Origin of the sequence: Prosthecobacter sp. (assembly GCF_044226605.1) — a bacterium.
Classification (GTDB): domain Bacteria; phylum Verrucomicrobiota; class Verrucomicrobiia; order Verrucomicrobiales; family Verrucomicrobiaceae; genus Prosthecobacter.
Window position 1 is genome coordinate 211,899 of record NZ_JBGAGS010000013.1, and the last position, 22,532, is coordinate 234,430.

14 protein-coding genes are annotated in these 22,532 nt (G+C 60.2%); 10 read left to right on the forward strand and 4 right to left on the reverse strand.

Annotation, left to right across the window (positions count from 1 at the left end; genetic code table 11):
* Positions 1-11: 11 nt before the first annotated feature.
* The 4 genes from ACILSO_RS19235 (at position 12) to ACILSO_RS19250 (ending at position 6,171) form a co-directional block, all read left to right on the forward strand.
* Entirely contained in the window at positions 12-1,280 is a 1,269-nt protein-coding gene (locus tag ACILSO_RS19235) for a DUF1552 domain-containing protein (protein WP_395739072.1), read from the forward strand.
* Between the two features lie 5 nt (positions 1,281-1,285).
* Positions 1,286-2,965 (forward strand): hypothetical protein, encoded by a 1,680-nt coding sequence (locus ACILSO_RS19240; protein ID WP_395739073.1) that lies wholly within the window; start codon positions 1,286-1,288, stop codon positions 2,963-2,965.
* A 45-nt stretch (positions 2,966-3,010) separates the two neighbouring features.
* The gene (locus ACILSO_RS19245) at positions 3,011-5,401 is read left to right on the forward strand and encodes a DUF1592 domain-containing protein (RefSeq protein ID WP_395739074.1); all 2,391 of its coding nucleotides are present in this window, start codon (positions 3,011-3,013) and stop codon (positions 5,399-5,401) included.
* 167 nt (positions 5,402-5,568) lie between these two features.
* Positions 5,569-6,171 carry a peroxiredoxin gene (locus ACILSO_RS19250; protein WP_395739075.1) on the forward strand — a complete coding sequence of 201 codons (603 nt, stop codon included), beginning with the start codon at positions 5,569-5,571 and terminating at the stop codon, positions 6,169-6,171.
* A 224-nt stretch (positions 6,172-6,395) separates the two neighbouring features.
* On the opposite strand, the gene ACILSO_RS19255 is transcribed toward ACILSO_RS19250, so the two are convergent.
* The gene (locus ACILSO_RS19255) at positions 6,396-7,940 is read right to left on the reverse strand and encodes a hypothetical protein (RefSeq protein WP_395739076.1); all 1,545 of its coding nucleotides are present in this window, start codon (positions 7,938-7,940) and stop codon (positions 6,396-6,398) included.
* 72 nt (positions 7,941-8,012) lie between these two features.
* On the opposite strand from ACILSO_RS19255, the gene ACILSO_RS19260 reads away from it, so the two are divergent.
* On the forward strand, positions 8,013-9,446 hold the full coding sequence (locus tag ACILSO_RS19260) for a PhoPQ-activated protein PqaA family protein (RefSeq protein ID WP_395739077.1): 1,434 nt from the start codon (positions 8,013-8,015) through the stop codon (positions 9,444-9,446).
* Here the strand turns inward: ACILSO_RS19260 and ACILSO_RS19265 are convergent.
* Entirely contained in the window at positions 9,412-10,185 is a 774-nt protein-coding gene (locus ACILSO_RS19265) for a GntR family transcriptional regulator (protein WP_395739078.1), read from the reverse strand. The genes ACILSO_RS19260 and ACILSO_RS19265 overlap by 35 nt on opposite strands.
* An 81-nt stretch (positions 10,186-10,266) precedes the next feature.
* Between ACILSO_RS19265 and deoC the strand changes: the two genes are divergently transcribed.
* Positions 10,267-11,049, forward strand: coding sequence for a deoxyribose-phosphate aldolase (deoC, locus tag ACILSO_RS19270; RefSeq protein WP_395739079.1), 783 nt, complete (start codon positions 10,267-10,269; stop codon positions 11,047-11,049).
* Positions 11,050-11,084: 35 nt separating this feature from the next.
* Here deoC and ACILSO_RS19275 read toward each other — a convergent pair whose 3' ends face one another.
* Positions 11,085-12,713, reverse strand: a complete 1,629-nt coding sequence (locus tag ACILSO_RS19275; RefSeq protein ID WP_395739080.1) for a TROVE domain-containing protein — start codon at positions 12,711-12,713, stop codon at positions 11,085-11,087.
* Between the two features lie 334 nt (positions 12,714-13,047).
* On the opposite strand from ACILSO_RS19275, the gene ACILSO_RS19280 reads away from it, so the two are divergent.
* The 4 genes from ACILSO_RS19280 to ACILSO_RS19295 all read left to right on the forward strand — a co-directional run bounded on the left by ACILSO_RS19280 (position 13,048) and on the right by ACILSO_RS19295 (position 21,883).
* Positions 13,048-13,464 carry a BlaI/MecI/CopY family transcriptional regulator gene (locus ACILSO_RS19280; protein ID WP_395739081.1) on the forward strand — a complete coding sequence of 139 codons (417 nt, stop codon included), beginning with the start codon at positions 13,048-13,050 and terminating at the stop codon, positions 13,462-13,464.
* 18 nt (positions 13,465-13,482) lie between these two features.
* Positions 13,483-17,424 carry a M56 family metallopeptidase gene (locus ACILSO_RS19285; RefSeq protein WP_395739082.1) on the forward strand — a complete coding sequence of 1,314 codons (3,942 nt, stop codon included), beginning with the start codon at positions 13,483-13,485 and terminating at the stop codon, positions 17,422-17,424.
* 86 nt (positions 17,425-17,510) lie between these two features.
* A complete protein-coding gene (locus tag ACILSO_RS19290; protein ID WP_395739083.1) occupies positions 17,511-20,474 on the forward strand; it encodes a PSD1 and planctomycete cytochrome C domain-containing protein in 2,964 nt (987 codons plus the stop codon).
* Positions 20,471-21,883 (forward strand): DUF1501 domain-containing protein, encoded by a 1,413-nt coding sequence (locus ACILSO_RS19295; RefSeq protein ID WP_395739084.1) that lies wholly within the window; start codon positions 20,471-20,473, stop codon positions 21,881-21,883. Before ACILSO_RS19290 ends, ACILSO_RS19295 begins: the two co-directional genes overlap by 4 nt.
* Here ACILSO_RS19295 and ACILSO_RS19300 read toward each other — a convergent pair.
* Positions 21,880-22,512: a hypothetical protein gene (locus ACILSO_RS19300; RefSeq protein ID WP_395739085.1), complete on the reverse strand. Its 633-nt coding sequence runs from the start codon at positions 22,510-22,512 to the stop codon at positions 21,880-21,882. The genes ACILSO_RS19295 and ACILSO_RS19300 overlap by 4 nt on opposite strands.
* Positions 22,513-22,532: the final 20 nt, after the last annotated feature.

The window sequence follows — 22,532 nt, forward strand, 5'->3', positions numbered from 1 at the left end:
CCTTTTTGAATATGAAAAACGTCCATTTCAATTTTGATGCCCATGTTTCCCGTCGTGCGGTGCTGCGTGGAGCGGGAGTCGCGCTGGGGCTGCCGATGCTGGAGGCGATGACGCCGGCGTTTGCGGCGGTGAAGGAGACGAAGCGGGCGAAGCGCTTTGTGGGGGTGAGCATGTCGCTGGGGCTGCACAATCCGAACCTGGTGCCGGAGGGGGCGGGGCGTGGATACAAGGCTTCGCGTTATTTGCAGAGCATCCAGGATCTGCGGGAGGATTTCACGGTGGTGTCGGGTTCTTCGCATCCGGGTGTGACGGGCGGGCATACGGCGGAGGGGAGCATTTATTCGGCATGTCCGAATGCGCGGGGTGCGACCTCGCGCAACACGATCTCGCTGGATCAGCTGATGGTGAAGCAACTGGGGCATGAGACGCGGTTTCCTTCGCTGGTGCTGAACACGAACAGCCAGACGAGCCCGTCCTACACGGAGAATGGGTCGATGATTCCGGCGGAGAACAGTGCGATGCGGTTGTTCACGCGATTGTTTGTGAATGATTCGCCGGCTGAGCAGGAGCGGCAGGCGGAGCTGATCCGCAGCGGTCGGAGTGTGATGGATGTGGTGGGGGCGGAAGCGAAGACGCTGCAGCGTGAGCTGGGCGCGGGAGACCGCGACAAGCTGGATGCGTGGTTTACGAGTGTGCGTGATCTGGAAAAGAGGCTGGCGGCGAATGAGGCGTGGACGCACAAGCCCAAGCCGAAGGTGAAACTGCTGCCGCCGACGAAGATCCCGCGGGACAACGAGGTGGCGGTGGACGGCATCTTTTTGGACATCATCCACATGGCGCTGGCCACGGACAGCACGCGGTTTGTGACGCTGCACATCACGGGCAATAACGTGCAGGGGATTGAGGGCGTGGATGAGAGCTACCACAATCTGAGCCACCATGGGATGGATGAGGAGAAGCTGGCGCAGCTTGCCATCGTGGAGCAGGGGGTGATCAACCAGTGGGGGCATTTCCTGCGCAGGCTCAAGGGAGACAAACTGCTGGATGACACGATGGTGCTGCTGACTTCGAATCTGGGGAATGCATCTGCGCATGACAACAAGAACATGCCGGTGCTGTTTGCGGGCGGTGGATTTAAGCACGGGCAGCACCTGGCGTTTGACCAGAAGAACAATTATCCGCTGCCGAATCTGTACCTGAGTGCGCTGCATCGGTTAGGGCTGCAGGATGAACGATTTGCCACGAGCGAGGCGGAGATGGATGGGCTGGCAACGGTGTGATCGTCATGGAGAAACTCGTACTCTTTGCTGTCATTGCGTCTGTATGTCTACGGGCGGAGGAGGTCATGCCGGGGCCGTTTGGGATTGGGAGCTGCCATGTGAACAATCGCTCGGCGCGGGACAATGAGCGGTGGATGCCGCAGATGGAGAAGATCGGACTGCGGTATAATCGTTCCGCGCACACGGGCTGGGGTGAGGTGGAGCCTGAAAAAGGGAAATGGCAGTGGCAGGCGTTGGATGAGCAGCTCGCGTATTTTTCAGCGCACCATTTTGAAACTGGAGGGATGCTGATTGGGAACCCGAAGTGGAACACGCTGGATGCACGCGGGAATCTGCCGGTGAACAACTTGGCCGGGTGGTCGGCTTATGTGACGGCAGTGGTGGGGCGTGCGAAAGGCCTGATCAAACTGTGGGAGGTGTGGAATGAGCCGCCGAATTTCACAGGTCGTGAACAGACGCCAGCGGACTATGCGAAGATCGTGGTGGCGGCGTATGATGCGGCGAAGGCGGCCGATCCGGAATGCCGCGTGGGGCTGGCGGCGAAGTCGGCGCACATCAACTATCTGGAGCAGGTGATCAAGGCGGGGGCGAAGGATCATTTCGACTACATCACGCTGCATCCATACGAGGTGCTGGATGGCATCGTGGACAATGCGGGAACGGAGGCGGTGTACATGAACATCGTGCCCGCTTTGCGCAAGATGCTGGCGGTGCAGAATCCTGCGAAAGCGCAGGTGCCGGTGATCTTTACGGAGCTGGGATGCGATGTGAAGAAGGGTGCAGACAGGCAGGCGCATGCGCTGATCAAGGCCTACACGATGGGGGTCGCGCAGGGTGTTTCATGCATTCACTGGTTTGAAGGACGGGATGGGGACAGCGGTCCGCTGGGGCTGCTGGATGGCAAAGGGGAGGCGCGTCCGGCTTATCATGCGATGGGGCGGATGATCGAGCATCTGGGGCAGCGGCCGGATTATCTGGGATGGGTGCTCTTGAATGGGAAGCATTACGGTTTTGTGTTTCAGGGGGCGAAGGGCACGGTGCTGATCGCGTGGGCTTATCGGGGGATGGCGGAGAAGGTGAGCTTTGGTGAGAAGGTGGCGATGGTGAATGCGGTGACGGGGGACAAGAGTGATGACCTTTCATCGGCGCCGGTGTTTGTTCTCGATGTTCCGGCAGAGTTGCTGAAGCAGGCGAAGGGGAATCGCGCGAAGCCGCTGCCGTGGGGTGGGGATTTTAGCGGGGCGAAGGAGGTTTCGATCACGATGGGGGAGCATGCGGAGGAGAAGGGGCTGCACTCGCGGTCTGGCGATGCGGTGGCGGCGGCGGTGCTGGGGTATGGTGGCTCCGCGCGTGCGGGCAATGTGCCGGGAGGAAATCTGTTTCTGGTGGATCCGGGCTTCCTTTCGTATGCGGCGGTGCCGATTGAAATCAGCGTGGTGGTGAGGCGGAATCCGGCGAATGACAATGCGGGGTTTAAGCTGGTGTATGAATCCACGAATGGGTTTAAGACAGCGGGCGGGTGGTACACGGTGCCGGACAACAAGGAGTGGCACACGGTGCGCTGGAAGATCAAGGACCCACAGTTTGTGAACTACTGGGGCTACAATTTTTCGCTCGTGTCTGACGGGAATGTTTACAACAAGTACTACATTCAGAGCGTGACGGTGACGAAGCTCGACGAGTGAAGCGCGCCGGGAGCGGCGTTTAATAGAGGCAGTATCAATCCGCACATGAAGCACTTCGGGTCCCTCGTTCTTTTTCTTTTCTCCTCAGCGGCCTTGGCCGCGGCGCCTGCATTCCAGCCGTTTTTGGAGCAGAACTGCATGGACTGCCATGATGGTGAAGTGAAAAAAGGAGGGCTGGATCTGTCCAGCCTGCCGACTGATGGCAAGGACGCCGCTGCGCTGAAAAAATGGGTGCGTGTGTTTGATCGTGTGGCGGCGGGTGAGATGCCGCCGCCGAAAAAAAAACAGCAGCCTTCGGCGGATGCGGTGCAGGATTTCATGGCGGCGCTCGGTGCGGATTTGAGCACCAAGTACAATGCGCAGAAAGGCACGGTGCTGCGCCGGCTGAACCGCAACGAGTATCAGAACACGATCAATGATTTGCTGGGGGTGAGTGTGAATGTGACCGATGCCCTGCCGGAGGACGGACGCGCGCAGGGTTTTGACAACATCGGCGAGGCTCTCTCGATCTCCGGCATCCAGATGCTGCGGTACATGGAGGCGGCGGAGCTGGCGCTGAATGCGGCGTTCTCGCTGGAGACGCGCCCGGAGAAGACGACCCTAACCGCGACGCTGGAGAGCGACCGGAACAAGGAAAACCTGGGCAAGCAGTGGCTGAAGCGGGAGGACGGAGCGATCGTGGTCTTCAATGATGGCGGATATCCCAGCACGGTGATTCCGAATCTGCGGTCGAAGGCCGCGGGGATGTACAAAGTGCGTGTGACCGGGTATGGCTATCAGATCGAGGAGCCGGTGGTGTTTGCCCTGCTCACGGGCAGTTTCAATTTTCGCAATGCGGATACACGCACGCGCAGTTTTCATGAGCTGCCCGTAGGCAAAGCAGGGACGGTGGAGATCACGCTGCACATGCCGCAAAACCATGGCATCTGGATTAGCGCACAGGGGCTGAACGGGCCGGATGGGCATTCTGCGGTCAAAGATGGTCCGGACAAATATCCGGGCGAGGGCATGGCGCTGCAATCGGTGGAGCTCGAAGGTCCGTTCATCACGGAGTGGCCGCCGCGTGCGCAGACGCTGCTGCTGGGCGACGCGAAGCTGAAGGAACTGCCGCCAGAAAAGCCCTGGATGAAGGGCAAGTACAACTACAAGCCGACCTATACTGCCGAATGTGCGGATCCCGTAACGACTTCGCGGAAAACGCTGCCTGCTTTTCTCGCTGCGGCGTTTCGACGGCCGGTGAGCGCTGCGGAAGCGGAGCCGTATTATAAGCTGTTCGATGCCGAATGGAGCGAGAGCCATGATTACCTTATCGCCATCCGCACGGCGGCCATTGCGGCGCTGTGCTCGCCTGAGTTTTTGTATTTGAAGGAGCCGGATGGGAAGCTGAATGACGCGCAGCTGGCCACGCGTCTGAGCTACTTTCTCACGCGCAGCGCACCCGATGCGGAACTGCTGGCCGCGCGAGTGAGCCAGCCTGAGGTCTTGCGCGGACAGACGGAGCGTCTGCTGAAAAGCGGCAAGCTGGAGCGCTTCATCGCGGATTTTACAGATGGCTGGCTGAACCTGCGTGAGATTGAGTTTACCACGCCGGACAAGCAGCTGTATCCGGAATACGACAGCCTGCTGCTGGACTCCATGCTGCGTGAGACGCGAGGATTTATCACGGAGCTGGTGCGGAGCAATCTGAGTGTCTCCAATCTGATCCGAAGTGATTTTGCGATGCTGAACTCACGCCTTGCCAGGCACTATGGGATCGAGGGTGTGAGCGGTCTCGACTTGAGGAAGGTCAACCTGACCGAGGGCAGCCATCGCGGTGGTGTTCTGACGCAGGCGAGTGTGCTGAAAGTCTCCGCGAATGGAACGAACACTTCCCCGGTGGTGCGGGGGATCTTTGTGATGGACCGCCTGCTGGGCATGGAGCCGCCGCCACCGCCGCCGGGTGTGCCTGGAGTGGAGCCGGACATCCGTGGCGCCACGACGTTGCGTGAGCTGCTGGACAAACATCGCAACATGGAGAGCTGCAACGGCTGCCATCGGGTGATCGATCCGCCGGGCTTCGCGCTGGAAAGCTATGACGTGATCGGGGGCTGGCGTGAGCGCTTTCGCAGCATCGACAAAGGAGAGCAGGTGAATCTGAAGGTGGAAGGCCGCCGCGTGCGCTATCGCCTGGGACCGCCGGTGGACGCTGCGGGAGAACTCAGCAGCGGGGCGAAATTTGCCGGCATGGAAGAGTTTCAAAAAATACTGCTTTCCGATCAGGACCGCGTGGCGCGCTGCATGGCGGAGAAAATTCTGACGTTTGCCACCGGCCGGGCCATGGGATTTGCCGACCGGGGAGAGATCGACAAGATCGTCACACAATCCAAAGCGCGCGGGCATGGCATGCGTGATCTGATTCACGCGGTGGTGCAGAGCGGGATTTTCAGGAGCAAGTAATGATGCCAATATGGCGCCAACCTTCATGTCACTGTCGAACACAGCTCGGGGCGATCGGCTTTTCGATGGAATGAAGCCTTAGCGTTTGACCGGTGGAGGAATGGGCGGCAAAAGTCGTGCCCCCTGGCGGCTAAAACCGCCGTAACATCCCAAAACTTCGCATACTCATGGAAACAACTCTCGCCTCGGTCGGCTCGCATGTGCCTGACTTTGAAATGGAAACTTACGAGCCCGCGCATAGCGACTTCGGCAAGGTCTCGCTGGCTGACATCAAGAAGGCCGGCAAATGGACCGTGCTGGTGTTTTACCCGGCTGACTTCACCTTCGTCTGCCCGACGGAGCTGGCGGACCTGGCCGATCAGCAGGAGAAGCTGGCGAGCCTGGGTGCGCATGTGATCGCCGTTTCCACGGACACGAAGTTTGCGCACATGGTCTGGCGCAACACGGAAGGCCTGATGAAGAACGTTAAGTACACGCTGGCTGCTGACACCACGGGTGCGGTGAGCCGCCTGTTTGGCGTGTATGACAGCAGCACCGGCCTGGCGCTGCGCGGCACCTTCATCATCAATCCTGAAGGCAAGCTGGTCTCCTCCGAAGTGAACTTCTACAACGTGGGTCGCGACGCTGGCGAACTCGTCCGCAAGCTGGAAGCGAATGTGCACCTGATGGCGAACCCGAGCGAGGCCTGCCCCGCAAAGTGGACGCCTGGTGCGAAGACGCTGAAGCCTGGCAAGGATATTGTCGGCAATGTGGAGGCGGCACTGAAGTAAGCAGAGTCCGACTGATCGATTATGCAGCCTTGCGGATGAGAGTCCGCAAGGCTGTTTTTTTGACCAGTTCTCGAAAATCTTGTCACATTGCCCGGACGGCGGAGTGGCCCCATTGGCTGCGTTAGTCGCTTGCCTGTTATGTTCCAATAGCAGGCGGCGCTCCCGCCTTGCCACTGGGGCCGCTGCGCTCGCCGGTCAAAATGACAATCTTTTCGAGAACTGGTCTATTTTGAGAGCTCCCAGTCACGCTTTCCTTCGAGATACATCAGCCACATGGAGGCGGCGGTGATGAGGTGGGCGTAGCCGCCGCTGTCAGAGAACACGTCTTTGGCCACGCCGGGCAGGGCGGTCTGGCAGCCGATGCCGGTAGGGATGTAGCCGTGCTCTTTGAAGATGTTCTGCCAGGTGCGCAGGCCGCAGCCGAGTTCGCGCTCTAGCCAGGCCTTCACATCGCTGTGAGGGCAGGGCTTGCCGGTGATCTGCTCGACGGCGGTTTTGATCTGGTCCGGGATGGTCGCGTATTCACCGCCCTGCTTCATGGCCTGAAGCGCCCAGCCACAGACGGCCATGTTTTGCGGGCCCATGCGTGAGCCGATGGGGAGAGGCTTGCCGTGTGGGCCTTTGCCCTGGGAGGCGTAGTGCTCGGGCTTGCCGTCGATGAAATTGAGCGTGGTGAGATCGAAGCGATTGATGCCGGGGGGGACAGGGCCGTCATCGCGGTAGATCTGCCAGAGGATGGGATTGGTGAAGGCATCGAAGGCCAGCTTAAGCGCGAGTGGGCGAGGCAGCGTGCCGTGCTTCGCGATGCCGGCGTAGTAGAGGTACATGTCGTCATCGGCGAAGGCGGGAGTGCTGTTTTTCTGACCGGGTTTGAAATCGCGCACGGCACGGGTGAAGTGGTTTTCGGTGCAGAGCCTGGATTCCTTTTCCCAGGAGGGCACTCGCTTCATGAGTTCGGCGTCGGCATTGGTCAATGCGCAGGCTGCGACGACGTCGGGGATGCTGCCGGCCCCATGGCGTACGCGGCATTCTTGAAGATTTTTTGCGGCGAGTGCGCATTCAGCGGCGAGCTTTTGCTCGGCCGGATCTTTGGAGGTGCGCAGCATCACCCACGCTTGCTGAACCAGGATGGCGAGATCCTGCGCCAGGTGGTTGGAGCTGCCGTGCGACCAGCCACTGAGGCGAAATTCAGGATTTGGCTTCGCTGCCAGGACGTTCGTGCAAGGGTACCATGGACGCTCGGATTTTGAGCGGATCATGTCGAGGCTGACTGAGGCACCGTCGTCCCACCAGTAGGGAACGAAGCCGTTTTCGCGGCCCTGCAGCAGCCATTCCTTGCTGTTCTTCCAGGTGTCCTTCATGTCCGCTTTGACATCAACCACGTCGGAAGAAAACAACTCGGCGCTGTGGTTCAGCATCTTCAGGTAGAAAGGCAGCAGCCACTGCACCAGCACCTCCTTGTAGTGAGCGTCCCCGGTAGCGCGGTGGGCATTCACCATCGCGTTCGCGAACCATGCGCCGTCGTGCATGGTGTCGAGCGCCTCGCCTTCGACGAACTGGTCGGGCTTCCCGCGTTTGTCCCACCACAGGTATTCATACATCATGCCGCGCTGAGGCGAGCTATCGCGCTTCATGTGATGTTGAACGGCGAAATCACAAAGTTCGCGGGCGAAAGCGCGAGTTTCCTCGGCCGTGAAGGGGGACAAATCATCCGCGAGTGAAACGGCGGGGATGAGCAGCAGGATGAGGAGGAAGGGGCGCAGGCACATGATGAATCTCAAAACGTGCGCCGGATGCATGCTTTGCATACAGAAGTCTGCGGCATGGCGCGTTGAGTGAGGATGAAATTCGCCGTTTTTCTCGCCGCCCTTCTGTCTGCCGCTGTCTGCGCTCATGCGGACATCATCAGTGGTGGTTTTGACATGGCCGCGATTCGTGACACGAGCACGCTGGAAACCCAGGTCATCATGGACTGGCAGACCAATCCCAAAGATGCGGCGATCCGGCAGAAGCTGGTGGAGATCACGGTGTGTGAGTGGTGGCCGGGCATGAAGGTGCGGCTGCCGGTGACGATGCTGGCTCCTGCCACGGGTGTTTGCACGAATGTGATCATAGAGAACACCGGTCTGCAGCTGAAGCCTGCCGCCGCTTCTGGCGCCAAGCTGCGCCTGCTCAAGGAGAACGGCGTGGGGCTGGTCTTCATTGGGATGGTGCCGATCGATGCGATGGAGCCGGTGGGAAAGCTGCACCTGATGATGGAGGAGCATTTCATCCAGACCAAGAACACGCGCTATACGCCCGCGTGGATCTGGGGCATCAGCGACATGCGCGCCCTCACGGCGGCCATGGCGGAAAAGGAAGTGTTTCAGCCAAAGAAGGTGCTGGCCACGGGCGGCTCGAAGCGAGGCGTGGCCACGGCTGCGGCAGGCATTGCGGATGATCGCATCACGGCGATCATGCCCGTCGTGGCCCCGGTGATCGAGAGCCCCGGCGGGACGTATGTGGAGGGCATGCTGCCTGCGGAGATCACGAAGATGAACGATGACTTCATTGCCGCGATGACCGATCCCGTGGGCCGTGAGAAACTGCTGGTGAGGCAGAAGGCGCGCTCAGATGAGCGCATCACGGTGAAGATGGCGCGGGATGCTGGATGGAGCGAGGCGGAGATGAAGGCGGCCTGCAATGCTGCTTGGGAAGCCTGCTGCACGACCAACCATCTGGATGCCCTGAAGAAACGAGGCACCGAAATCTTCTACAACCAGGGCTCGAATGACAACGTCAGTCCAGGACTCGTCGAGCTCGGCCGCCGTTTTCCGCAGCTGCCCGTTTACATTGTGCCCGGCGGTCAGCATGGCGGCGCGAAGGAGGCGGGATTTGTGAAATCCGTCGGAGGCCTGCCAGAGGTGGACGAGAATCTGCGAGCGTTTGCGCTGCATCACTTCTTTGATGCACGCCACATGGTGGCGCCACCGAAGGTGACGGCGAAGTGGGACAAAGCCTCGCACAAGCTGGCGGTGCAGGTGGTCTTTCCTGACCACAGTGCGCCGCAGAAAAACGACCTGTGGTGGTCGCTGAACCGGCATCCGGATTATTCCATCGCGATGGAGTTTGATGCATGGTCCTCCGTGCCGCTGAAAGAAAGTGGTGCTGGTAGTTACAGCGGCGAGGCTGTCATCGAAGGGGATGTGAAGACGCTGGATCTCATCACCGTTCACGCGCAGGAGGAAAACGGCTCCACGCTCACCGTTTCGAGTCCTGAGATTCGTCTGGAGTGAGTCGCATGCGGCCCTGAGCCGGCTTGGGGCCGGAGACGCCGCCGAGTTGATTGCGGAACTCGTACACGTCGCTGCGGTAGAGCGTCTCTTCGCACCATAAGGGCATTCCGCCTTCGAGAAAACCGGTGGCCACCACGAGCAGGCAGGCGGTGTTTGGGGCGATGCCAAGAGCGGCGGCCTGGGGCCTGGAGGCATTCACGGCGCGGATGGATTCATCTGCGCCCGAGATGGCCAGGCGGCACTTTGCCGTCCAGTAGGCATAGAGCGAGTCTTTGGCATCGGTCCTGGTCATGCGGCTGCAAAAGCGCGCCACGACGTGCCGGCGCTCGAAAATGACCGGCTGTCTGTCTGCGAGGCGGACGCGCTCCAGGTAGAGCAAAGGCTCGCCGAGGGGCACATTGAGGGCCTGTGCGACTGCGGCAGTGGCGGGCATCTTTTGAAAGGCGAGGACCTGGGTGGCCGGTGTCTTGCCTGCGGCCTTTGCCTTCTCGGTGAAGCTGACGAGATGCTGCAGGTCGTAATCCAGCACGCTCTCGCGCACGAAGGTGCCCGCGCCCTGGCGAAATTCGAGGAGGCCGGTGGAGACGAGGCTGCTGAGTGCCTTGTTGGCGGTGGGGCGGCTGGTGCTGAAGCGCTCGGCGATCTCACGCTCGGTGAGAAATTTGGCGCCGGGCGCGAACTGGCTGCCGCGGAGAAGCTTCCGCAGCTTTTCGATCAGTTGTTCGTGAATGGACGCCACGAGAACGACATTGGGGTGAAATCGGGTTTTGACAAGTGGCTTAGCCAATTTAGAAATTGGCTAAGCCAATTCCACACAATCATGAAATACAGCTACTCTGACCTTGCCAAGATGATCGACCACAGCCTTCTGCATCCCACGATGACAGACGCGGACCTGGAGGCGGGGTGCAAGCTGGCGGCGCAGTACCAGGTGGCTTCGGTGTGCATCAAGCCCTATGCGGTGAAGCAGGCGGTGGAGTGGCTGAAGGGTTCCGGTGTGCTGGTGGGCTGTGTGATCGGCTTTCCCCATGGGAACAGCACCACGGAGTCGAAGCGCTATGAGACCGAGCTGGCCTGCAAGGACGGGGCCAACGAGATCGACATGGTGGTGAACATCGGCAAGGCGCTGGGCGGTGACTGGGGCTACGTGGAGGCGGATGTGAAAGCCGTCTGCGACGAGGCGCACAAGCACGGCGCAAAGGTGAAGGTGATCTTTGAAAACGACTATCTGACCAGCGGCGGCGCAGGTCTGAGCAGCGATGATTTCAAGCGCAAGCTCTGCGAGATCTGCGAACGCGCAGGCGCCGACTGGGTGAAGACGAGCTCGGGCTACGGCTTTGTGAAGCAGGCCGATGGCAGCTACAATTACAAAGGCGCAACGGAGCATGATCTGGCGCTGATGCGCGCGAGCTGCAGCCCGAAGGTACAGGTGAAGGCAGCGGGCGGTGTGCGCGATCTGGATGGTCTGATCAAGGTGCGCGATCTCGGCGGATCACGCTGCGGTGCCACGGCCACGGCGGCGATGATGGATGACTACCGCAAACGCGAGGCAGCAGGAACGCTGGATGCAGCGGGCGGCAAAATCGGCTCCGGGGGATATTGACAATTACAGGTGTCGTCTGACTTGAACGAAGCTGCTCAGGCGGCTTCGTCCTCCGTCCCCGCGATGGGGACGGAATGGATGCCGGCCATCTGCGCGGCGAAACGCAGCACGCCATCACTCCAACCACCGAGGATGAAGGTGCGGTCAAAGAACTCAGGCATGATGGTGTCTTTATAGCCCGCCACCTGGACGAGGAAGACCTTCACTTCAGGGTTTACCTGCCTGCGGTATTCCTTCACAAGCTTGGGGACGTCGATGTAGCGGCTGTCCACCCACTGATAGCGGGCGTACTGCTCGGGCTGCAGGCCAAACAGACCGCCATGGCCCGCCTGCATGTCTGAATACACGAACACCATGTCCCAGTGCTCGCGTTCACGGATCGCCTTGTCCCAAAAAAGCCAGATGCCATTCTCCGTGCCCTGACCGATGTCTTTGCCGAGGGTATTGGTTTCGTTAAGAACGTCAAAAACAGAGCTGCGTTTGCGGACGGGCCGGGTTTCGAGGCCGTCGCCAAAAACTCCGACCCAGCCCTCCTCGGACTGCATGGCGGTGAGAATGGCCGTGAGATTGGCAATGGTGCTGACCTTCACCCTTCCCATGGAGGAGGTGGCGGTCCCCTGGGCGGAGCCGCTGTTGTCGCAGAGGCTCATGACTCGTCCGGGAAAGAAAGGCAGATTCCCCAAAGAAGTCACCAGACATTCCTCGATGGCATCCAGCACGGATGGTGGTGCCGTTTTTTTGACTGCACAATAGGCGCTGTAATAACGGAACGGAAGCTGCATGCCCCTGGCCGCACCTTGTTTGAGCGCTGGAAGGAAGAGCTCAGGAGGCACCTTGTGCTCAAGCAAATTGCGGAGATTGCGCAGCAGGGCCATGTGGCCCATGAGAGGCAGGGCCTGCTGCCAGGTCTCAGCAGAGGCGCCGCGGGAAGAGATCAGGGATTCCCAGGTGTTTTCATCGAGGCGCAGCGTGCCACGCATCAGCTTGTCGATTGCAGGGCTTTTGGGATGGCAGAGGTTTACCACGTCCAGAGTTTTGACGGTCCTGGCATCGAGGCGATACTTGGCCAGCTGGTATTCGTCTGCCTTTGCGAGCACTGAGGCCCAGAGTTTCTTGAGGGCGTTCGGCACGGGCCTGCCAAATTTTTCCAACTGGTAGGCCAGGCCCGTGGCCGGCTCATCGAGCCGTTGCACGATCTGCGGACCATAACGCGCGATCAGGCCGGAACCCCGCACGGCGGCATGGTTTGCCGCGCGCACCAGAGCCACCTGGGGGGTGGTGCGAATTCTGTCTTCCTGGCGGAGGCGGGCGGCCTCCTGCAGCGTGGCCTCGGGATCCGCAGCCAGTGCTGCATCGATGGCCTGCTCCATGAGTTCCGCCGGCGTGAGGCCGCGCCAATGTGCGGGCACCAGTTCGTCCAGGCTTTCACGCAGGAGCGTGAGTGCGGCATCCGGCAGGGAAGTGCGCGGATGCTCCGCAGCGGGCCGCATATCCCCCGGATCGCGATGGTAGTACATGGGCTCGCCGAAGAAACAAGAGGAGGCGACGAGGCGGAACTGAAACACGGGATGGCTGATGTCCCACGATCTTCCACCCATCCAGTTGAGGTGAGAACTCTGAGTCTTCCCACCGTCCTGAGTTTTGGTTTGATTGATAAAGCTCATGCGCCGTGACCAGGATGAATCCAAAGGTGGACGGGAGAACACCGCCGCCCGGGTGGCCTTTCGGCCGTTCGTTGAGAAGTAACCGGACGACTCACTGCCCGCCCACCTTTGGATTCATCAAAGCAGGTCATGATTAGTGATTTTGCCTGAAGTATTCAAGATCAAAAACCGGGATTTAGCACAAGGAAGGGTGAGCGCAGACTGGACGCTGGCCTATGCGAACTTGATCCACGCGGCCGCTCTTGCCTGAACGAAGCCGAGGAAGAAGTAAAATTTTTGAGCGAAGAAAAATAAGTGTTTACAAATGTAAGCGTTTTTGTTTACAGTTGTAAACATGAGCAAAAAACGTGTTCAAAAAGCGGCGCCACCGGCGCCCGAGGCTGTTGCCATCACGGAAGCGGAATGGGACATCATGGAGCTGCTGTGGGAAAAGTCCCCGCGCACTTCCCAGGAGATCGTGGCCCTGCTGGAGGAGGGCAGGGGATGGAAGCGTGCCACGGTGGTGACGCTGCTGGCGAGGCTCACGGCCAAGGGCGCGCTAAGCACTGAGCCACAGGGAAACCGCTTTCTCTACACACCCGCGGTCGAGCGCACAGCCTGTGTGGCGGAAGAGACGCGCAGCTTCCTCGACCGGATGTTTGGCGGCGCATTGCAGCCGCTGGTCGCGCATGTGGCGGAGCATCATTCGCTGACCAAGAAGGACATCGCCGAGCTGAAAGCACTGCTGGATCAGATCAAACCCAACTCTTGAGACTTTATGAACACAACCATGGAATCCGTCGAAATTTGGTCGCAGGCGCTGCTGCTCCTGTCATGGAAGGGGACCCTTCTCGCGCTGGCCGTCGGGCTGGTGCTGCTGCTGTTGCACCGGCATCTCTCACCCGCGTGGCGGCATGGCCTCTGGCTGCTGGTGCTGCTGCGTTTCATCCTGCCGGACTTCGGGCAGTTTGCCCTTTCTTTGCATGGACTGACCGATGCTCCGGCCATCTTTGAACCAGCGCCTGTGGCGGTGCCGGAAGAGGTGGTGATGATGAACGCTCCTGCTGAAGCGTCTGTCATTCATCACGTGGAAGAGACGGTGGAACGGAGCGACGCAGACAGTACTGCGGTTCCGGCGAGTCCGCCTGCAGCAGCGGTTTCTTGGTGGTCTCTGCGGCAGATGCTGTGTGTGCTTTGGCTCGGTGGAGCAGGTGCTGTGCTTAGTGTGATGGTCGTGCTGCATCTGCGGCTGAAGCGTCGGATTCGAAAGGATGCCAGCGAGGCTTTCAGCGAACTCCGCGCTGTTATGGATGAGGCGTGCAACCTGGCGGGGGTTCGTCGCGCGCCGCGGCTGCTGGTGACAGATGCGGTGCGCGCGCCGTCCCTGTTTGGCGTTTTGAACCCGGTGATCCTGCTGCCCAGGCAAGTGGCCGCAGGGAGAGATGCGGCTGCTTTGAAACTGATTTTGCTGCATGAGCTGGCGCATTTGAAAAGACGTGACCTGTGGGCGCAGATTCTCGCGTCCTGTGTGCTGGCTCTGCATTGGTACAATCCCATGGTGTGGGTGGCCGCACGGCGCCTGCGCACGGAGGCGGAGATGGCGGCGGATGCACATGCGCTGCGCTGCACGGATGCCACCGAGGCGCACCGTTATGGGGAGATGCTGCTTGGTTTTGCCAAGCACGCCACGGCGGGATGGGTGGTGTGGCTTGCCTCTGCGAGCCTGCTTGGCATCTCGGAAAACAAACACGATCTGCGCCGCCGCATCGAAGGGCTGATGGACATTGCGCGCGGCAGGCGCACGCGGTGGGTGATCGGGCTCGGAGCCTTCCTCCTGCTGGCGGCGATCGGCCTGACCAGTGCTCCTGCGGAAGAGGCGAAGAAAGTGGCCGCGAAGGAGGCTGCGAAAGCCGAAGACAATTCGCCTACGACTGTCGTTGCGGGCATCGTCGTGGATGAGGAAGGCAGGCCGGTGAGGGGGGCGAAGGTGCGGCTGCAGATGGATCTTACAGGAAGGGGGGACTGGAAGGAACGATGGACGGGTGAAGACGGGAAGTTCAGCTTTGAAGCGGTGCCAAAATCCGCTTCACTCAATCTGCGCGCGCAGCACGCTGATTATGCCGAGTCAAATTACATCGCCTTCCTGGGCATCAGCGAAAGCCAGGAACGTCGACTCGTGATGGCCAGAACCTCATGGATCATGGGGAAAATCACGGACAAGCGGGATGGCAGGCCCATCAAGGATGCGCGGGTGTTCATAGGCGTCGAAAACAAGGTCACCCTTGTCAGTCGCTATGATTGGAAGCAACCCTTTGCGCGGACCGATGAGGCTGGGGCATACCGACTGCCGGTGAAGCTCCGCGAGCTGAACGGGGTCATCGTGCGTGCATGGGCGGAGGACATGGCCTCGCAGTCCAAAGTGATTGACATCAAGCAGCGTGAGACGGTCTTTGACGCAGCGCTGGAGCCTGTGGAGCGCATCCCTGGCAAAGTGGTGAACTTTGAAGGCGAGGCGGTCAAAGAAGCGATGGTCTGGGTGGTGGAGGATTCGGCGTGGCTCGATGAAAGCACCCAGCCGATCTCCTCTGCGATGATGCGGTCAAACGACCGGGTGAAACTGGCGTCCGGCAAGTTTTTCATCAGCCTGGACTACTCGAAAGAGGACGGCTCCTTCGCGCTGCCGGATGTGGATCCCCTGCTGAAGAACAAGCTGTGGGTGGTGGCCATGCACCCCATGGCAGGATTTTCCCGGATGCAGGCGCGCGAGCTCAAGGCGGGGGCGGTATTCAAACTTGAGCGCTGGGCCTCCCTCAGCGGGCGAATGATCCGCAACGATGGAACACCGGTGGCGGACGCGACCGGGATTGTCCAAGCCAAAGGTGACGCCGATTTTCTGGCGTCCGGACCGGACACTCTGAAGATCAGGCACACCATCAAGTTCACCACAGACAAGGACGGCAACTACAAGATCGACCACATCCTGCCAGGCGCGAGCTTCAATGGAGTGACAGTGGAAGGGGAAGGGATCAAAAATGAATATCTGCCGACCACGCTGGTGACCGTGGGGTCTGGCCCGCAGAACCCCAGGCAACTGACCCTCGGGACGAGCTTGCGATCCCAGACGCCGTCTGCGGGCCGTGCTGTGCAAGGGCGGGTCGTGCTGCCTGAAGGGTTCACCTACCGTAGCGACGCCTACTTCATCAATCTGTCCATCAATCGTGACGGAGTTATCGTGCCCGGCATGCTGCAGCCGGACCAGGACGGACGCTTCATCACTGACAAGCTGCAGCCAGGAAACTACGAGATCAGTGTTTATGTCAATGCGAGAACCTCCGGCATGAGTCTGCCAACGGATGTGGGCAGGTGGATGCGCTTCCAGGTGGAGGCTGGGAACGAGGCATCTCCCCTGAGGCTCGCGGACCTCGTTTTGAACAAAGAAGATCTCACCCCGAAGCCGCGCGCAGAGATCACGACGGCTGCGTCTGAGCCTGCTGTCTTCATTGAGGGGCCCGACGGAAAAGTCGAGATTACGACGGTTGATCGGGACAAAAAACCGGTGCCGGGAGTGAAGATCGAAGTCCTGGATTATGTCGATCATGCCCACAATCCCATGAGGCTGGACAAAGTGCTCGTGAAACCGGTGGTGGCCACCAGTGATGATCGTGGCAAGGCCACGCTGATGTTTCCACGCATGCCTGCCCCCGGCCGCAAAGCCTTCGGGGTGCAGGTCGTCGGTACCGGAAAGGATGGATTCAAGTCCCGCAAGATTGAGCTGATGGATGGCAGAAAGTCGGATCTCCGGGTTTATCCTGAGACAGCGGTCGATCTCACATTTTCCACCCCCATCGTCAAATGGTCGGTCAGCAGCAGCCCGGGGCTGATCGCGGAGGACCAGCCCCTCCAAGACGGGAGGGTGAAGACCCGGTTTGCGCTGGAGCATGGCACTTACTTCCTTCTGCAGGGCACAACCGCCGATGGGAGGGTGCTGTTCTCAAAAGCCATCCGTGCCGCCAAGGATCGCAGCGAGGAAGTGAAAATGACCGTGGCGCTCACACCGGGAGTCGAGATAGAGGGAAAAGTAGAGGGTCTGCCATCGGACTATGAAGGCGACGGAGGAGTGATCGCCAGGGTCTATGTGAAATCCGAAGGCGAGATGAATCAAATCATGAAAGGTTACCCGCCAAGCGCCCCCTGGGTGGTGTGGGCGCCGGTGGGGCGTGACGGCCGCTTTCACTTCACCGGCATGCCGCGTGGCATGGTGAGCCTGTGCGGGCTCGGCAAAGGCTGGACCACTCGCGGCCCCCTGAGAGTGGAGAGCGCGACTCTTGTGAATCTGGCCAGCTCGAGCGGCAAGGAAGTCGTGACCCTGAACACGCGGCCCTGTGTGAAAAGAACCGCCCGCATTCTGCTGCCGGATGGTACTCCTGCCGCAGGTGCCACCGTTCAGTTGAACTGGCCCGGGCTCGAACTGGTAAGCTATGGCCGTACGAACATGCATGCGGAAGATGCGGAGAGGCATGCGCAGTTTAAAAAGGAACCGTGGACGGCCACGCAGCTCGTGGCGGACGCTCAGGGCCAGCTAGAGCTGCTGAACCGGGTGGCGGGCAAGGGTTACTGCCAGGTGTACTGGACGGACGCGAAAACGCAGCGCCCCCGCTCTGGAACCGGGAACTTCACCATTGAGGAGCAGGCGTCGGATTCGCTGGTGCCCATTCAGGTGACCGAAAAGTAGGGAACTGACTTTCCGCTGGCTGATCCTGCTCAAGGCTTGTCTAATGGTCAGAAAATGTCTTCTCAAGGCGTTTTCTGACCACCGCAATGACACGCCTCGCCTACCTCTTTCTTCTTGGCCTGCCCGCCGCCGGATTCGCCGTCGATTTCAATCGCGATGTGCGGCCTGTGCTGGCGCAGCACTGCTTCAAATGCCACGGCATGGACGATCAGGGGCGCAAAGGCAAGCTGCGCCTGGATCTGCGTGATGCGGCGATTGGCCAAGGCAAGTCCGGAGAGCTGGCCATCGTGCCGGGCAAGCCGGATGCAAGCGAGGTGATCAAGCGCGTGTTCTCGAAGGACGAGGATGAAGTCATGCCGCCACCGCACACGAAGTCGGTGCTGCCGGAGAGTGCGAAGAACATCCTGAAGCAGTGGATCACGGAAGGGGCGCCGTATGAAGCGCACTGGGCGTATGTGCCGCCGAAGCAGGCGGCGCTGCCCACAGCGGGCATGCATCCCATTGATTCCTTCATTCAAGACCGGTTGAGGACGGAAGGACTGAAGCCTTCACCTGAGGCGGACCGTCACACGCTTGTGCGTCGTGTGTATCTGGACCTCACGGGTCTGCCGCCCACACCTGCAGAAGCGGATGCGTTTGTGAATGACAAGTCGGCAGATGCTTATGACAAGCTGGTGGACTCGCTGCTGGCCTCCAAGCAGTACGGCGAGCGCTGGGCGCGGCGGTGGCTGGACCTGGCGCGCTATGCAGATACAAACGGCTTTGAGAAGGACCGGCCGCGCTCGATCTGGCCCTATCGCGACTGGGTGGTGAAAGCGCTGAACGCGGACATGCCGTTTGACCAGTTCAGCATCAAACAGCTTGCGGGTGATATGCTGCCCAGGGCGACGCCGGACGATCTCATCGCCACGGGATTTCACCGCAACACCATGCTGAACGAGGAAGGCGGCATTGATCCGAACGAATACCGATTTTATGCGATGGTGGACCGGGTCAGCGTCACCGGCACGGCATGGATGGGACTCACGATGAACTGCTGCCAGTGCCACACGCACAAGTACGACCCCATCCTGCACACCGACTTCTACCGCACCATGGCGCTGCTGAACAACGCCAGCGAGCCGACCTACTACATATCCACGCCCGAGATCGAGGCCCAGCAGAAAGCTCATGCGGAGAAGATTGCCAGACTGAAGGCGGAACTCCCGGCAAAGTTTCCCGGCGGCAAGGCTGCCATGGAGAGCCGTTTTGCAGGCTGGGTGGAAGGAGAGGCACACCGCGCTTCCAAATGGGAGGTCGTGCGCCCGACGAAAATGGAAACAACCATGCCGCATCTGGAGCAGCAGGCGGATGGGTTCATCCTTGGCAGCGGCGACATCTCGAAGAGCGATGTTTATGATCTCAGCTTCAAGGCGCCGATCAAAGGTGTGCGTGCCCTGCGGATCGAGGTGACATCTCATCCAAGCCTGCCAAACAACGGCCCGGGACTGACCAATTATGAAGGTCCGCTCGGCGGCTTTTTCATGAGCGAGCTGCAGGCGTTTCAAAACGGCCAGCGCCTTAAGATCACCGCGGCGGAAGACACCAATGAAGATGAGGATGACCGCATCAATGACGCTGCTGCAGCCAACCCCAATCCCAAGGCCAAGGCAAAAGCCGCCGCGAAAAAGAAGAACAACGCAGGCGCCACGCTCGATGGCGAGATGTCCAGCGGGTGGCAGGTGCTGGGTGGTGATGGCGTGCAGCACGCGGCGGTGTTCCATTTCGAGCAGCCGGTCGATTTCACGAACGGCTTTGATTTGAAGCTGCTCTTTGAGAAGCACTTCGCCTGTCCGCTGGGACACTTCCGCATCTCCGTGACCACCAGCGACCACGCTGAAGCCACCGGGCTGCCGCCGGAAGTCGAGGAGGCTCTGGTCAGTGGTGACAAATCCAAACAAGACCTGCTGCTGAGCTGCTTCCTGGAAACGACGCCGGAAATGGAAAAGGCGGCGAAGCCGCTGCTGATCGCCCGCAAAACGCCGCCGCGTGGCCAGCCTACACTGGTTCTGGAGGAACGTCCGGCCAGCAACCCGCGCACCACGCATCGCTACCATCGTGGTGAGTTTCTGCAGCCGAAGGAGGAAGTGTCTCCGGCAGTGCCTGCGTTTCTCCCTGCTCTGCCGAAGGGTGCGCCCGCGAACCGGCTCACATTTGCGAAATGGCTTTTTGCACCGGAAAACCCTCTAACCGCCCGTGTGACGGTGAACCGCCAGTGGCAGGCATTTTTCGGACGCGGCATCGTGAAGTCGTTGGAGGATTTCGGTTATCAGAGCGATCCACCGTCACATCCGGAACTGCTCGACTGGCTGGCGGTGGAGTTGGTGAAGCAGGGGTGGTCGATGAAGAAGCTGCACCGGCTGATCGTCACCAGCGCGACGTACAAGCAGAGCAGCCGCATCACTCCCGAGCTCGCGCAGAAGGATCCGGAGAATCTGCTGCTGGCACGCGGGGCGCGTTTCCGCCTGGATGCGGAGGTCATCCGCGATTCCGCGCTGAAGGCAGCGGGCGTGCTTTCGCCAAAGATGGGAGGGCCGGGTGTGTATCCGCCGCAGCCTGCCAGTGTCACTTCCGAAGGCACGTATGGCAAAGTGGAGTGGAAAACCAGCGAAGGGGAGGATCACTTCCGGCGCAGCCTCTATACTTTTACCAAGCGCACTGCGCCGTTTGCGATGGCGACGACGTTCGACGCGCCCACAGGGGAGTCCTGCCTGGCGAAGCGGGAGGTGTCCAACAGCCCTCTGCAGGCGCTGACGCTGCTGAATGACCAGATGTTCATGGAGGCTGCTCAGGCTCTGGCAAAGAAGGTCATTGCGGAGTCTCAGACGGATGACGAACGCCTGCAAAACATCTTCCGCCGTGTGGCCACGCGGCCCGCGGCCCCAGACGAACTGGCCATGCTCAAAGCCTTTCTGCAAAAGCAGCGCGAGAGAAAAGTCACGGATGAAGCCCTCTGGGCGGACGTGAGCCGTGCCGCACTGAACCTCGACGAAGCCATCACGCATCCATGAACATCTCCAACATCACCCGCCGTCATTTCTTCCAGGACTGTGCTGTCGGTACGGGCAAGATCGCGTTAGCATCCCTGCTGGCCGAGTCGGCCTATGGTGCGGCACAGAGTCCGAATGTGCCTGCGCCGACGCATTTTCAGCCGAAGGCCAAGGCGGTCATCCACATGTTCATGGCGGGTGCTCCCTCCCAGCTCGAGATGTTCGACAACAAACCCATGCTGACGAAGTATGAGGGCAAGCCGCTGCCGCCTTCGATCATCGGCGGGCAGCGTTACGCCTTTATTCGGCCGGACGCGGCCGTGCTGGGTCCGCGCTTTAAGTTTGCGAAGCATGGGCAGTGTGGCGCGGAACTTTCCGAAGTGCTGCCGCATCTGGCCACCGTGGTGGATGACATCGCCATCGTGAAGTCCTGCCGCACGACGCAATTCAACCACGCACCGGCGCAGATTTACATGAACACTGGCTTCTCGCAGCCGGGGCGGCCGAGCATGGGGTCGTGGGTCACTTACGGACTGGGAGCCGACACGCGCGATCTGCCTTCGTTTGTGGTCATGAGCACGGGCAGCGGCATCAGTGGTGGTGCGGCGTGCTGGAGCAGCGGCTTTCTGCCGAGCGTGTATTCTGGAACGCGCTTTCGCAACACGGGCGATCCGATTTTGAATGTGAGCACGCCGCAGGGCATTGAGGCAGGCACGCAGCGCGACACGATTGAACTCATCAACGCGATGAACCAGCGCCGCCTCAAACTGGATGGCGACGGCGAGACGGCCACACGCATCGCCAATTATGAAATGGCGTACCGGCTGCAAAGCTCCGCGCCTGAGCTGATGGACCTGAGCAAGGAAGACGAGGCCACGCTGAAGATGTATGGCTGCGATCCGAAGGTGCCGTCGTTTGCACGCGCGTGCCTGCTGGCGCGGCGAATGGTGGAGCGCGGTGTGCGCTTCATCAACGTCTATAACGAAGGCTGGGATGCGCACAGCAACGTGGAGGGCAATGTGCGCAACAACTGCAAGGCTACGGACCAGGCCAGCGCGGCGCTGGTCAAAGACCTCAAGCAGCGCGGCCTGCTGGACAGCACGCTGGTGGTGTGGGGCGGGGAATTTGGGCGCACGCCGATGGTGGAGGCCAGCGTGTCACTGGGCCGCAGCCTGGGACGCGATCATCATCCGCAGGCTTTCACCATGTGGATGGCGGGCGGCGGCATCAAAGGGGGCGTGACACTCGGCGCGACGGATGAAATGGGCTTCAACATTGTGGAAGACGAGACGCATGTGGCGGACCTGCAGGCGACCATTCTGCACTGCCTGGGCATCGACCATGAGCGGCTGACCTTCAGCAAAGCGGGCCTCGACTTTAAGCTGACGGGTGTGGAGCCGTGTCATGTGATCAAGCAGATCCTGGCTTAGGGAGGCGAGAGCTTCACTTGTCTGATCTCAGCGGACTGCATGAACTCGTGAATCACGTCTTCATGCAGTTCGGTTGAGTCAATGCGATGGGCCGGAGATAGAGACAGCCAGGCCATAGGCCAGGGATAGCCGCCGCAAACCGCTTCACCGCCGTCGCCAAGTTTCAAAGCACATCGTGTGAGTTCTGTCTTGTAGGTGTCCCCGTTGAAAATCAAACCCGCCAACCCGGGCCTCAGATGGGCTCCGAAAGTCGTTTCCATCTTGTACGGAATCCCATCAGGCACTTCGTCTCCCCAGGGAAAGAGGTGCCCTCCCATGGCTGCCTCCAGTTCGTCTTCCGTAGGCAACCGCGTGCCAAACTGGGCAAGTACACGGTCCACGGCATCGCAATAGTCTTCAAGGGTCTCGATTTCTGCGAAAAGCTTTGGATTGAGATCCATCACGTTTTCCAGTTTCAGGCAGTTTTCAGAGATTTCAAAAGGTGGAAGCTGGACCTGCCGCTGCTTGGAGAGACGACAGGCAAATTCGTTCCAAGGCATCCAGACCTCCACGGATGCCACTGCATCCTTAGCCAATGAATGACGCCATCCCAGTTCCATGGTGCCGCCGGGAATCGATATGAAACTCATGAGTCATGTGTGGACGAAAG

Coding starts and splice junctions, on each gene's coding strand:
- ACILSO_RS19235 (WP_395739072.1), top strand. CDS start 12: ATGAAAAACGTCCATTTCAATTTTGATGCCCATGTTTCCCGTCGTGCG.
- ACILSO_RS19240 (WP_395739073.1), top strand. CDS start 1,286: ATGGAGAAACTCGTACTCTTTGCTGTCATTGCGTCTGTATGTCTACGG.
- ACILSO_RS19245 (WP_395739074.1), top strand. CDS start 3,011: ATGAAGCACTTCGGGTCCCTCGTTCTTTTTCTTTTCTCCTCAGCGGCC.
- ACILSO_RS19250 (WP_395739075.1), top strand. CDS start 5,569: ATGGAAACAACTCTCGCCTCGGTCGGCTCGCATGTGCCTGACTTTGAA.
- ACILSO_RS19255 (WP_395739076.1), bottom strand. CDS start 7,940: ATGTGCCTGCGCCCCTTCCTCCTCATCCTGCTGCTCATCCCCGCCGTT.
- ACILSO_RS19260 (WP_395739077.1), top strand. CDS start 8,013: ATGAAATTCGCCGTTTTTCTCGCCGCCCTTCTGTCTGCCGCTGTCTGC.
- deoC (WP_395739079.1), top strand. CDS start 10,267: ATGAAATACAGCTACTCTGACCTTGCCAAGATGATCGACCACAGCCTT.
- ACILSO_RS19275 (WP_395739080.1), bottom strand. CDS start 12,713: ATGAGCTTTATCAATCAAACCAAAACTCAGGACGGTGGGAAGACTCAG.
- ACILSO_RS19280 (WP_395739081.1), top strand. CDS start 13,048: ATGAGCAAAAAACGTGTTCAAAAAGCGGCGCCACCGGCGCCCGAGGCT.
- ACILSO_RS19285 (WP_395739082.1), top strand. CDS start 13,483: ATGGAATCCGTCGAAATTTGGTCGCAGGCGCTGCTGCTCCTGTCATGG.
- ACILSO_RS19290 (WP_395739083.1), top strand. CDS start 17,511: ATGACACGCCTCGCCTACCTCTTTCTTCTTGGCCTGCCCGCCGCCGGA.
- ACILSO_RS19295 (WP_395739084.1), top strand. CDS start 20,471: ATGAACATCTCCAACATCACCCGCCGTCATTTCTTCCAGGACTGTGCT.
- ACILSO_RS19300 (WP_395739085.1), bottom strand. CDS start 22,512: ATGAGTTTCATATCGATTCCCGGCGGCACCATGGAACTGGGATGGCGT.